We start from the raw sequence: 12,606 nt of genomic DNA, 5'->3' as shown, positions 1-12,606 counted from the left end.
CTCACCAGGCACTCTCGGTACCCGCCCTAGTGCTGTGACCGCATAGGTTCGCCGAGTTGGTGCTCACGGCTGTTGTGCCGGTCGGATGTGATGACACCTCCGATCGGTGCGGGGAGACGGGATGGCACAGCCGGTCCGAGTGCGTAGATTGACCGAGCAGGAGGGCAGAAGCTGCAGTGGATCGTGCGCCGGGGCAGCACCGGCACGGTGCGCTTCCGTCGCGCGATGATGCTGCTCGCATCGGCGGGCGGCAACAGCGTCCCGGTGACCGCGAATCTCGTGCAGGCAGACGGCCACCACCCGCCCGACCACGCCCGGCAAGCCCTTCACCGGCTGGTCGATCCGGAAACTCGCCGACCACCTGCGGCGCAACGCCTCCCGTCCGATACGGATCGGCCGTGCGACCCTGCGCTGCCTGCTCCCCCGCCGCGGGATCACCTTCCAGCACACCAAGACACGGAACGATTCCACCGACCCGGACTTCGACGCCAAGCTGGAACGCATCGGGTACGCCCTCAACGAGCGACCCCACCGCACCTTTTACTTCCACGGCTGCTACTCGGTCGGCGACGACGCCCTCTGGCGTGTCAACCGGCGCCGCAAGGGCGCCGACCACAGCCTCGCCGCGCTCAAGAGCACCCGGGGCGGCCCGTTCGGACGGCGCCCCGATCTACCTCGTCCTCGACAACCTCTCCGCCCACAAAGCCACCAAGACACGCCCCAGTCCGCAGCGAGAAAGGCATCCGCTGGGGCGGCCACCCTCTCAACCCCCGCGGTCCGACCGTCCACCCCCGTGATCGTCAGTGACCCAGCACGGGCAGCCTCGCCGCAGGAACCTGCCCCGTCAGGGCCTTTCGGGCTTGCGAGCCAGGAGGCAGGCATGCGGTCTGTTCACCCGTCCGCCGGGCTCCTGCTCCAGTCGCGCCGTGACGACGAGTCCGGCCTGGCCCAGCAAGCCGACCACGTGGCCCAGAGGCAGAAGGTGCGACTCATAGGACACTGGACGGCCATAGCCGTGGGTCGGCTGCAGCCGTTCATCGCCGACGTAGTCTCCCCAGAGCAGGAAACCGCCGGGCGCGAGCGTGCGGTGGAATTCAGCAAACACCGCCGCCAGCCACTGCGGAGGCGTGTGGTGGGTGGCATACCAGGCCAGGATGCCGCCGAGCTCGTCGTCCCCCATCTCCAGCGCCGTCATCGAGCCCTCGGTGAACCGCAGGTCCGGATAGGCCTTACGGGCCAGCCCGATCATCTTCGGTGACACATCGACGCCGAAGGCGGACACCCCCAACCCCGCCAGGTACGCCGTGATACGGCCGGGACCGCACCCCAAGTCCGCGACCGGTCCCAGACCGGCCATCCGCACGAGTTCAGCAAACCCCGCCAGCATCGCGCGGGACAACGGGTCCATCTCGGCCGGAGCCGGGACGCGTTCGACGTACCCGGCCGCGACCGTGTCGTACGACTCCCGGACAGCGGTCAAAAAGGAGGGCTCAGCCATGCGGACGACCCTGGACCAGACAACTCACAGGCCGTGGCGCGACCTTGTTGACCTGCCTGACATCCACCACTGCAGACACCCGGGTGGCTACGACGTCGTAATTCGGCCCCGGCATGACGACTCGAATCGGCCCCGTTTCGTGAAGATCCATGACCGCTCGAAACGGTCCCCACGCCGTCATGGGCCAGGTCTCTGCCGGAGTCTGAGAAAGCTGCCGATGCTCAAGTAGGGGCCGATTCCAGCCGCCCGGGTGGGGCCGCCCGAACGACGTCGCAGTCAATGACGTGTACGCGGGTGAGGGCCGGTTGGGCCTTGGCTGCGGGCCTTGTCCCACCGCGAGCCGGCGGGGATCATGACCGCGTGCCGCACCAAGAGAAACTCCACGAACTACTCGCACGCGCCGGCCTCACGGTCGTCGAGGACGTGCGCCCGGGCAGCCTGTTCCCGCCAGAGGCCGGCTGGCGGATCGCGCGGGGGATCGCGGCGCCGGACGGCGTGGCCCGGGAAGCGCTCGATGCCGCATGGTGGCGCCGTCTTTGCGATGTCGACGGCGAGTTCCTGGTGGCCGTCTTCAGGCACCGGATCGGCGGCAACGACTCCTGGTGGACCCGGGTCCGGCACGCCGGGAGCGGCGTGCCGGAGTTGACCGCCGACCCCGGGTTCGTGGCCCTCTCCCTCGACGGGCAGGTGCTGGTGGCGGAGGTGCCCGGCGCGGGCGGGCCTCGGGTGACGGCCCTCGACCGACTGCCGGAGCGGCTGGAGGAGGCCGCCGCGGCCGCCGGGCGCGAGACGGAGGCCGAGCGCGCCGAGGCGTGGGCGGCGGTGCCCGGCCGACGTGCGTGGCCTCTGCACTGGGCGGAGGGGATCGGGTCCAATCCGGCCGCGACGGACGAACTGCTGATCCGGCTGCTGGATGTGGAGGAGGGCTTCCTGCACGGATGCGACCGGCCCGCCGTCCTCGACGCCGCCGTGGCGCACCCCGATCCGCGGGTGCGGTCAAGGCCCGCCGACACCTTCCGGCCCAAGCTCACGTCCGATCAGTGGGTACACGTGGTCCGCGCCGAGCCGTCGCCCGATCGACGCGTGCTCTGGGCGGAGCGCGCCTGCATCTGGGGCGCCGAACTCCCCGAGGACCTGTACGACGACCTCCTCGCCGGCCCGTCCCGCGCGCGAGCCGCCGAACTCCCGGGGCTCCCCGCACAGCACCTCCCTGGCCTCGCGGCCGACGCCGATCCTCGGGTGCGGGCGGCGGCCTGTGCCCGGTGGGAGGACCTCGGTGCGCCGGTGCGGGAGCGGCTGCTGGCCGACACCGACTGCGCGGTGCGAACGGCTGCGCTGCTCGCCCACCACACCGGCGTACCCATGCCTCGCGAGGTTTTCGCCGCCCTGCCCGACCCACGGCGGACGCTCGAACGGTGCCGCCTCGCGCCCGAGCTGGAGGCGGAGATGGTCCGGGACGGGGACGCGGAGGTACGTCGGGCGCTGGCCGCCAACCCGGGCCTGGGCGCGCACGGCGTCGCCGTGCTGGCGGAGGACCCGCGGGACGACATCCGCTCCGCGGTGGCGCTGCGCCCCGACCTCACCGAGGAGCAACGTGCGGCGGTGCGCCACGACTTCGACCCGACGTCGATGTCGCACACCCTGCCCTGGGTCGAGGACCTGCACGGCGACGCCGACGCGATGCGCCGTCTCGCCGCGTCGTCCCACCCGTTGGTCCGCCGCAGTGTGGCCCGAGCCCGGCACCTCCCGCCGGATGTCGTGGCGCGCCTGGCGCGGGATGGGGACCGGGTGGTCCGCCTGTTCCTCGCCGAATCGTGCGAGGACGCGCCGGCCGACATGCTGCTGGAGGTCTGGCGCTGGTGGGACGGCAGCTTCAGCCACCCCGACCGGCCCCGCAGCCACCCCAACTTCCCCCGTGCGGGCCTGCTGCGCTACACGGCCGACCCCAGCGGGCGAATGCGCCGCCTGGCCCTGGACGATCCGGAGTCGACACCGGCCGACGTCGCACGCCTGGTCCGGGATCCCGAAGCCGAGGTGCGCCGCCGCGCGGCTGAGGACCCCCGGCTGTCACCGGCAGACGCGGTGCGGCTGCTGAACGACCCGGAGGCCCACGTCCGCGGCACCGCGGTGCGCAATCCGCGGCTGCCGGCCCGCGTCCTGGCCGGGCTGTTGCACGACCGCGACACGGCATGCGCAGCGGTCACCAACCCGGCGATCCCGGTCTCCGTCCTGCACCGCATCTTTGCCGCGGCTGCGGCAGCCCCGCGCTGAACACCGACATCCCGCACGGCGGCCGTGGTGGTCCGACGGTGAACCCCGGCACGCTCAGCCGGCCACCCCCTGCTCCAACTCCGCGAGCACTCGCCGTACCCCGTCGTACGTGCGCCGCCGGCGCACCTGCAGGGTTGGCCGCGACGCCGTTCGGGCGGCCCCACCCGGGCGGCTGGAACCGGCCTCTACTTGAGCATCGGCAGCTTTCTCAGACTCCGGCAGAGACCTCGCCCATGGGGGCGCGGGGACCGCTTCGAGCGGTCATGGATCTTCACGAAACGGGGCCGATTCGAGTCGTCATGCCGGGGCCGAATTACGACGTCGTAGCCAACCCGGCCGTCACACCGACCCGGCGAACCCATGCGGTCACAGCACTGGCGCCTCCAACTGCGGCAGCATGCGGCTGGCCGCAGCGGCTGCCCCTTTTCGTACGGGATGGCCCCATCCACGCAGACCACGCCTTGGCGGGCTCCATCGCCGGCCGGGAGCCACGGCCGCACCGCAGGCACCGCTCTCCATGCGCTGACGGGCGATGCCCTGGCCGACGGACAAGCGCCCCGCTCGCCGGGCAAGCATCGTCGAATCCAGCATTCGGCAGCAGCCGACTGAGACCACAGGCGCGGCCTTCTAGACATTTACGAACAAACTTTCTATTAATTACCCAATTGCGTTGATCGAGTGAGTCATACGCAAAGGTGATATTGCCGGGAAACGTAGAGAGCCGGCCGAAGGGCTGCCGTTCCATGAGCTCGCCCTGGCCGCTGCTCACGCCGTGGCCCAGGGCGCGGCCCTGCTGGCGGCCTTGTTCGGCGCGGTGGGCCTGTCCGGCCGGATCCTCGGTATCGGCGTCCTGAAGAGCGTGGTGCCCGGCGTTGCCGCGTCCATGAAGCCGAACACCGCCGTGGCTCTGCTGGTGCTGGGCCTCTCCGTGTTCATGGTGGCCCGCAGGGCCGTCGCCCCGCGGGCGATCGCAGTGGCCCGTACGGCTGCGGTCCTGGCCTCCTTGATCGGTGGGCTTGCCCTCGCGGATTACATGACCGGAGCGGGCCTGGGCATCGATGAGTTTCTCTTCAAGGACGACACCGCGCGGGTGGCGACAGGGGTGCCCGGACGGATGGCACCGGACACGGCTGTGGCGCTGACGCTGAGGGGCGTGGCGTCACTGTGCGCGAGCACCTTCCGACTGCCCGCCTGGACGAGTCAGATCCCGGGCCTGGCCGTCCTCAGCCTGGGCATGCTGCGGCTCTACGGGTTCGCCTACGCCGTGCCCGAGCTGGAACGGTTCGGTGACCACACGGGCATGGCTCTGCACACCGCGCTCGCCTTGGTGCTGCTGGGTCTCGCGGCCTTCGTGACCCGGCCGGAGGAAGGCCCGGCGGGCCTGCTGTTGAACGCGGGCACCACAGGCACGCTGGGCCGCTGGCTGTTCGCCACCACCCTGGTAGCACCGCTGCTGCTGGGCTGGGGCGCCCTGGCCGGTGAAGACGCAGGGCTGTACGGGACGCGTCTGAGCATCGCGCTGCTGGTGTGCGGTCACGTGGCCGTGTTCATCGTGGTCATCTTCGCCGCCTTGGCCGTGGGCCGCCGCTTCGAGGTGGCGCACGCGCATGCCGAAGGGCAGGTGCGGCAGAACGAACTGCTGCAGGCGTTCATGGACCACACGCCCGCGGTCATGTTCGTCAAGGACCTGGACGGTCGCTTCCTGGCCGTCAACACGAGGTTCGAGGAGAGCACGGGCCTGCCCCGCGAACGGGTACTGGGTTGCCGGGAGCAGGACGTCATGCCGCCGGACATCGCGCATCAGGCGCGGCTGGCCGACCTCGACATGCTGGCACGGGGCAGCCCCGCACAGCGGCAGGAGCGTTTCGACCTGCCAGAAGGTCCACGGGACTTCCTCACCACTTTGTTCCCGCTCAACGATCCGTGCGGATCGCCCTACGCCGTAGCCGGCGTGCTCGCCGACATCACCGAACGAGTCGCGGCCCAGCGCGAGGTCCAGCGGGCCAACCGGCGCTTCCTCGCGCTGCTGGAATCCGCACCCGACGCCACCCTGATCACGGACGGCGACGGCACCATCGTCATGGCCAACGCACAGGTGCAGTCGCTGTTCGGCCATGCGCCGGCCGACATCGTCGGCGCCAGGGTCGAGGACCTGGTGCCCGTCCCGCAGCGTCCGTTGCACGGCGCGCTCCTGCGCCGGTACCTGCGCCTGGCCGACCCGAAGCCGGCAGTCCTGGACAGAGGCCTGTACGGGTTGCACAGCGACGGCGGTACGTTCCCCGTCGAGGTGAGCGTCAGCACCTTCCAGGCCGAACACGAAACACTGGTGTTCCTGACCGTACGGGACATCACCGAACGCAGGCAGGCCGAAGCCGAACGCGCCGAGCGCTACGAACAACAACGACGCATCGCCTACACCCTGCAGCACAGCCTCATGGGCGAGCCGCCCCGCCTGCCGCACCTGCCCAGCGCCCACCGGTACCTGGCGTCCGTCCAAGACCCCGGGGTCGGCGGCGACTGGTTCGACATCATTCCCCTGGACAAGAGCCACACCGGCATCGTCATCGGCGACGTGATGGGCCGGGGCCTTGACGCAGCGGCCGTCATGGGCCAGATGCGCGCAGCCTCCCACGCCCTGGCCCGCACGGGCATACCCCCCTGCCAGGTCATGACCGGGCTTGACGCGTTCGTCAGCGACCTGGCGGACCAGCTGGTCACCTGCTGCTACCTGGTGATCGACCACGACGCCCGTGAAGTCACCCTGTGCTCGGCCGGACACCTGCCAGTCATCGCAGTGCACCCCGAAGGATCCGCCCACCGGCTGCGGGCACCGATCAGCGTGCCGCTGGGCGTCAACGATTCGTGCGGCGGCGGGCTGCCGTTTGAGGAGACAACTCATCGGCTGCCGCCGGACAGCACTCTCGCGCTCTTCACCGACGGGCTGGTCGAGAGGCCCGGCACTGACATCGACATCCAGATCGACGTCCTCGCGCACACCCTCGACATCGCGCTGAAGGACGCTCCCGACGGCCCGGAGATCCTCGATCAGGCCACAGCCCGGATGATCGGGACCCTCATTCCGGACCCAGCCGTCCATGACGACGACGTGGCACTGCTCCTGATCACGGTGCCCGAGCCGGACACGGCCGCCACGGGTCCGACTGCACGGGAAACTCGAAACGCTCTGTCCTGAAAGGGCGTTTACCTCAAGCGGTCCTGCAACGAACAGGTGCTTACGATCGGGGCAGCCGCGCGGCTGCGTCTGCCGTCCACGACGGATGGTTACGGTGGGGCTGCTGCGTTGATCGACTGCCATGCCTGGTCGCTGGGAAGGACGTTCTGCGATGGTCGATGGGCCGATTCTGGTACTGGGGGCGACCGGCGGGCAGGGCGGTGCTGTGGCCGACGCGTTGCTGGGCCGCGATGCCCGGCTCCGGGCACTGGTACGTGACCCTCAGCGGGGAGCCGCACGGGAATTGGCCCGCCGAGGCGTCGAAGTGGTGGCCGGATCCCTGAGCGATCGCACGTCGCTCGCCGCGGCGATGAGCGGGGTAGCGGGCGTCTTCGCCTTGACCACTCCTTTCGAAGCCGGTGTGGAGGCGGAAGTGGCTCAGGGGCGGGCGATTCTGGCAGCCGCCGGGGAAAAGCAGGTGCCCCATCTCGTGTTCAGCTCGGTGGCCGGTGCCGACCAGAACAGTGGTGTACCCCATTTCGACAGCAAGGCGCGGATCGAAGCCGAGCTGGTCTCCGGGGAAGTGCCCTATACGATCCTCGGGCCCACGTATTTCTTCGACAACGCCCTGGGCGGTGCGGAGCGCATCCGCAACGGCGTTCTCGATCTGCCGCTCCCTCCCGACCGGCCGTTGCAGCAGTTGGCCCGCCCCGACCTCGGTGCGTTCGCCGCGGAAGTCCTGCTCAACCCCGCCCCCTACGTCGGGCGGCGTATCGAGCTGGCCGGCGACGCGCCCACTCCCGCCCAGATGGCGAGCACGCTCGCCGCGGTGCTGGGACGGGAGGTCCGCCACGAGTACGTACCACTGACAGAGATCAGCAATCCGGATATGCATGCGATGTGGGCGTTCCTGAACGGGCCCGGCTATCGCGTGGACATTCCCGCACTGCACGACGCTCATCCGGAGATTCCGTGGACCGGATTCACGGACTGGGCGCGTCTCACGTTCGCTTAGTACCCCACCTGTGGATCGCGGTCCGAGAGCGACGCGTCGGTGAGGGACGGCCGTCGTTCCAGCCACATCCCGTCGCGCATGATGACTCTCCCGCGTAGTTCCGGCTCGCCGCGCCAAGCGCGCACAGTCCTCGGGACCACGCGTACATACAGAAAGGAACCCTCTTCCACGCGTGGATCCCACCCGAACTTGTCGGCGAACGCCTCCGCTGCGCCTCCGGGCACCTCCTGGTCCGGGAAGCACTCCGCCTCACCCTGGAGGAGCACCACGTCGAAGGTGTCCGGTAGCGCCAGGCGCACGCGCGGCTCTTTGCGGACGTTCCGCGCAGTCACGGAAGTGGCGCTGGTGCACAGCCACACTGCTCGCCCATCCCACAAGAACCACAGCGGCACCTGGTGCGGCCCGTGATCAGGGTGAGCCGTCGACACCCATACATCCCGCTCGGTAACGAGCCGCTCCAGAGCGTCGCGCATACGCGCCGCCGTCTGGCGACGAACGATTCCCGTGGTCTCCATGAGGACCGACCCTAGCCAAGCAGGCGCGAAGCGCGCCTGAGGCGCAGGACCTACTCCCAGCGACCGATGAATCCCTCAACCTTTGGGTCGGGGCAACCGACTTCGGTGCTCAGAGTGGCCGGCGGAAGTGCTCAGTCACACTTGCCTCCGGTAGTGGCCGGCTCTCGATGACGGCCCAGTCGTGGAACTGCTCGCGAGAACATGGCCGATGCTGCGGCTTTCCAGCGCGGATCGCAGTCTTGAACGCGTTCATCGACGTCGCCACAGCGACCGTTGAGGCCTCAAGCAGCGCGCTGACCTGGATGGACCAGAATTCTCGGCAGGCACAGGACCGGTCAGCCGCCGAGCAGCATGTGATGTGCCAGCCGGGTGCTTGTGCCGACCCCTCGCTTCGCGTAGATCTTCGTCAGGTGGGCCTCGACGGCGCGTCGGCTGACGTACAGTTGGTCGGCGATCTCGGGGTTGGAGGCGCCCTCGGCCGCGAGCCGGGCGATCCACGCCTCCTGCGGGGTCAGCGCGTCCGCCGCCGCTGGTTCACGGCGGATGTGCTCGCCGGTCGCCTCGAGTTCGGCGCCGGCCCGGCGGGCGAAGGCCGTCGCACCGATCGAGTCGAAGAGCGTGCATGCGGTGCGCAGCCGCTCACGCGCCTCACGGCGTCGGCGCTGCGCCCACAGCCACTCGCCGTAGAGCTGTTGCGCACGAGCCAGGTGGATGCCGGCGCGGGCCTCGCGCAGGTGGCTGACGGCGGCGGCGTAGGCCTCCTCGACCCCGGTGCCCTCGGTGCCCTCGGTGCCCACCGCTTCGGCGAGCACGGCGCGGGTTCTTGCCTCGATGCCGAGCGCGAAGGGGGTCCCGCTCGCCCGGGTGGACTGCGCCAGGCGGCGTGCGGCGCTCTTGGCGAGAGCGGGCTGGCCTGCGCGGGCGGCTGCCCACATGAGGTCGGGCAGGGCGGTGGTGTGCAGCACCCTTTAAGGGCTGTCCCGCCAAATAGCTTCGGGAGTCAGAGGTGTGTCACCCCATGACCTCGCGGGCCGCGTCGAGAAACGCCGAGCGGTTGCCCTCCAGGTAGTCCCGCACGCTCTCACCGTCGGGCAAGCCGTGCCACACGGTCCCGTTGAGGTCGAGGAAGTGCGCGTGTGCGGCGTCATGCACGGGCATGGGGAACTGGATGCGGAGCAGCCGATCCGCGACCCACAACCTGTACATGACGTCCCGGGTCGTGAGATACCAGTCACCTGTGTCCTCCCACTCGGACGGCCGGGTGTAGGCGCAGCGTTCCGCCTCTGCCGATACCTCGATGAACCGCTCCAGCAGCGCCAGCCGTTCCGCCCGTCGGGCCTCCGACAACGCGATCCGCTCGCCGTTGCTGTTCGGCACGCTCCGCTGATTGTTGAGTCCTGTGCTGAACGAGGTAGGACAACACGCCGCCGAGGACAACGCCGCCCAACGATATGAGTGACACCCAGACCTGACCTGCCATGCAGATCATCGTTTCACAGCATGGATCTTTGAGACGATCTCGCTGCGCTGGTGTGATCACGGCGTCCGAGCCGTCCTACAGTAGGCCGCTGCGTGGTTCCGCATGAGCTCGTGACCAGTGGAAACAGTCCATGGGGAAGCTACTCAGCGCAATACGGCCGCCAGCAGGTCGGTGCCCAGCGCCGTCAGATCGGACGGGCCAACAGGCGGGGCACGTCGGTTGACGGGAACCGTCAACCGACGTCATCGCCGGCCGTCCGGGCTGTGATGCCGGCCCTGTACTGACATGGTCCCAGTGGCGCCGTCGTCGCCAGGCGATTGCCATGCACTGCCACGACAAACGCCGCACCGCCGATCACGAACTTCGACCACATGACGATGCGCCGGCTCAGTATGCTCGGAAACGGAGTCGATCAGCAGGTCGGTGAGGCAGTGCCGGAGGCGCTGTGTAACCCGCAGGTCGGGGCTGTAGGGCAGGCCCTGGGCCTGGAGCGAGTGCGGCTCGCCGGTGCGGGTGTCCAGGACGCGGGTGCAGCGGGTGACGAGCTCGGGCCCGTGGAACCCGACGGCCCCGCAGCGTCATGCGACGGCCCGCTCCGCCACGGGACGTATCGGGCAGCCAGACGCTCGCGGCGAGGACACCACGCCTCGGAAGGATCGAGATCAGGCCTCCTCGACATCCGTGAAGAGGAGCCGCACACCGCCAGTCGCCAGCTCGAAAACCTTGGCGACAAACGCCGATGCCTCTCCGGTCGTCACGGCCCTGCTGGCCGCATCGTAGTCGGTGAAGTACAAGTCGAGTACGCGATAGGCCGGCGTCGCGCTGCCATCCTCCTTCGGCCAGACCTTCCCGCTCTCGATCCTCTGGACTCCGGGGATCTTCTTCGCCAGCGCGATCTGCTCGTGGTGACTGGCCTCGAACGCTTCGGGGGATTTCGGGTTTTCGAATATTGCGGTGATCTTCGTGGGCACTATTCTTGCTCCTTGTCCGCTACTGGGTCTTCCATTTCGCATTCTCGGGAATCGATTTGTCCGGCACTCGGACCTGGATGATGGATGGGCTGTTCGAGTTCTTCAGAGCACCCATCACGGCGTCCGACAGCTCTCCATATGTGCCGACTTCCCACCCCCGGCAACCGAACACCTCTGACAGCATGCTGTAATTCCACCGGTGCAGGACGCACGGCTTGTAGAACGGCTTGTCGGCATGAAAAACCGACGCGTCAGCGAGCCACTGTTCTACAGCGTAGACGCCATTGTCGATGACGAAGATGATCGGGTTGAGCTTGAAGCGAGTCTGCGTCGAGAGGCATTGGGCGGTCATTTGGAAGCCGCCGTCGCCCGTGAAAACCATGACCCTCTGGTCGGGCCTCTTCGCCAAGCAGATCCCCGTCGCAGCCGGCGCGCTGTAACCAATCGACGAGTACGACGACTGCACAATGAACCCACCCGACTTCGGCACATCGAGCAGCAGGCTCCCGAAGTAGTTCATGCTCGCATCGCTACTGACGATGGTCTTGCTGTCGATGTACTGTTGTATGAAGTTGTAGAATCCCTGGTACGTGACCACGTCGGACGAGCCCACGGTCGGCGCGCTACGAGCCGGCTTCTCCGGGAGTTTCCGTACTTTGTGGGTAATTTTTTGTGCCAGGATGCCGTCTATCAGGTGCTCCAACGCGACCTGTCCGCCGAAATACGTTCCGAACTTGACTGCGTCGAACGACGCAAAAGCGGTCTTGTCGTAGTCCGGCTCCCAGCCCAACGAGTTGATGTCCGTCAGCCACACGCCGAGGGCCAGTACGAAATCAGCCGTCGCGGCCAGATCCGTGACGGCCGCCGATGACGCCTGGCCGTCGAGCACTCCGGCGAAAAGCGCATCATCCTCGGAGAGGACGGCCTTGCTGAGGAGTTCCGTGACGAATGGGACGTTCAGCTGCTGGATCAGGCTCATGGCCTTGTCCTGGAGGCCGAACCGGTCGATCTCCACACCGACCCAGATGAGCGGGTTCTCAGCGCTTTCAAGCTTTGCACAGATCTGCGCCACCGACTGTTCCAGGCTGGTCTCATCCGACAAGATCCTGGCCGGCTTCAGAACACCCTTCGGCGGCTCGCACTGCAAGTCGACCATGTCCTGGAGAAGCTCGATGTAAATCGGGCGTCGTTCGCTGATGCACTGGGTCAGTGCATAATCAATCAGCATCGGTGCGAGGTCCGGATTGTCGACTCGTATGGCTGCGACCGTCAGGTGCTCGAACGACTGAAGGTCCGTTTCGCGTCCACTGATGAAGTGATGCGCACTGAAGCCGGTCTGCTCGAAGATGAGGGTCTTCTTTATGCTCGGCGTGCCGTTGATCAACACCAGCGGCACCTTCTCGACGTAGGCACCGGCGACCGCGTTCACGGCACACAATGCACCCGCGGAGTAGGTGACACAGAGGGCTCCGATGCCCTTCAGCCTCGCGTATCCGTCCGCCGCATAGCCAGCATTCACCTCGTTGACTTCTTCTACGATCTCAATGCTGCTCGGCGTGACGTAGCGGTTCAACCAGTCTATCGAGTAGTCGCCCGCGATGGAGAACAGATGTTCCAGTCCCAGTTGGCGGAGCCGGTCTACGAGGTACTGCCCCACGGTGCAGGTCTCGTTCATGGTCTGAAT

At 68.1% G+C, this 12,606-nt stretch carries 8 protein-coding genes and 2 pseudogenes; 4 read left to right on the top strand and 6 right to left on the bottom strand.

Annotation, left to right across the window (positions count from 1 at the left end):
- Positions 1-121: 121 nt before the first annotated feature.
- A pseudogene (locus ACWGJ5_RS34575) lies at positions 122-764 on the top strand (IS630 family transposase); the annotation flags it as partial.
- An 80-nt stretch (positions 765-844) separates the two neighbouring features.
- Here ACWGJ5_RS34575 and ACWGJ5_RS34570 read toward each other — a convergent pair.
- Complete coding sequence (locus tag ACWGJ5_RS34570) at positions 845-1,498, bottom strand: class I SAM-dependent methyltransferase (RefSeq protein WP_453313587.1); 654 nt, start codon at positions 1,496-1,498, stop codon at positions 845-847.
- A 360-nt stretch (positions 1,499-1,858) separates the two neighbouring features.
- Here ACWGJ5_RS34570 and ACWGJ5_RS34565 point away from each other — a divergent pair, with 360 nt between their 5' ends.
- The 3 genes from ACWGJ5_RS34565 (at position 1,859) to ACWGJ5_RS34555 (ending at position 7,956) form a co-directional block, all read left to right on the top strand.
- On the top strand, positions 1,859-3,769 hold the full coding sequence (locus ACWGJ5_RS34565; protein WP_453313586.1) for a hypothetical protein: 1,911 nt from the start codon (positions 1,859-1,861) through the stop codon (positions 3,767-3,769).
- Positions 3,770-4,541: 772 nt separating this feature from the next.
- Positions 4,542-6,962, top strand: a complete 2,421-nt coding sequence (locus ACWGJ5_RS34560) for a SpoIIE family protein phosphatase (RefSeq protein WP_453313585.1) — start codon at positions 4,542-4,544, stop codon at positions 6,960-6,962.
- A 151-nt stretch (positions 6,963-7,113) separates the two neighbouring features.
- On the top strand, positions 7,114-7,956 hold the full coding sequence (locus ACWGJ5_RS34555) for an NmrA/HSCARG family protein (RefSeq protein ID WP_453313584.1): 843 nt from the start codon (positions 7,114-7,116) through the stop codon (positions 7,954-7,956).
- Here ACWGJ5_RS34555 and ACWGJ5_RS34550 read toward each other — a convergent pair.
- The 5 genes and pseudogenes from ACWGJ5_RS34550 to ACWGJ5_RS34530 all read right to left on the bottom strand — a co-directional run bounded on the left by ACWGJ5_RS34550 (position 7,953) and on the right by ACWGJ5_RS34530 (position 12,597).
- On the bottom strand, positions 7,953-8,471 hold the full coding sequence (locus ACWGJ5_RS34550) for a pyridoxamine 5'-phosphate oxidase family protein (RefSeq protein WP_453313583.1): 519 nt from the start codon (positions 8,469-8,471) through the stop codon (positions 7,953-7,955). The two genes, ACWGJ5_RS34555 and ACWGJ5_RS34550, sit on opposite strands and share 4 nt — an antisense overlap.
- 335 nt (positions 8,472-8,806) lie before the next feature.
- Positions 8,807-9,436 (bottom strand): helix-turn-helix transcriptional regulator, encoded by a 630-nt coding sequence (locus ACWGJ5_RS34545; RefSeq protein ID WP_453313582.1) that lies wholly within the window; start codon positions 9,434-9,436, stop codon positions 8,807-8,809.
- 46 nt (positions 9,437-9,482) lie between these two features.
- Positions 9,483-9,960 (bottom strand): annotated as a pseudogene (locus tag ACWGJ5_RS34540) (hypothetical protein).
- 653 nt (positions 9,961-10,613) lie between these two features.
- Positions 10,614-10,922 carry an EthD family reductase gene (locus ACWGJ5_RS34535; RefSeq protein WP_453313581.1) on the bottom strand — a complete coding sequence of 103 codons (309 nt, stop codon included), beginning with the start codon at positions 10,920-10,922 and terminating at the stop codon, positions 10,614-10,616.
- A gap of 19 nt (positions 10,923-10,941) precedes the next feature.
- Positions 10,942-12,597: an alpha-keto acid decarboxylase family protein gene (locus ACWGJ5_RS34530; protein WP_453313580.1), complete on the bottom strand. Its 1,656-nt coding sequence runs from the start codon at positions 12,595-12,597 to the stop codon at positions 10,942-10,944.
- Between the last annotated feature and the right edge of the window lie 9 nt (positions 12,598-12,606).

The sequence above is a fragment of the Streptomyces sp. NPDC054783 genome, assembly GCF_053611725.1.
Note: the sequence above shows the minus strand (reverse complement) of the source record. Positions and strands in the feature narration are given on the sequence as shown.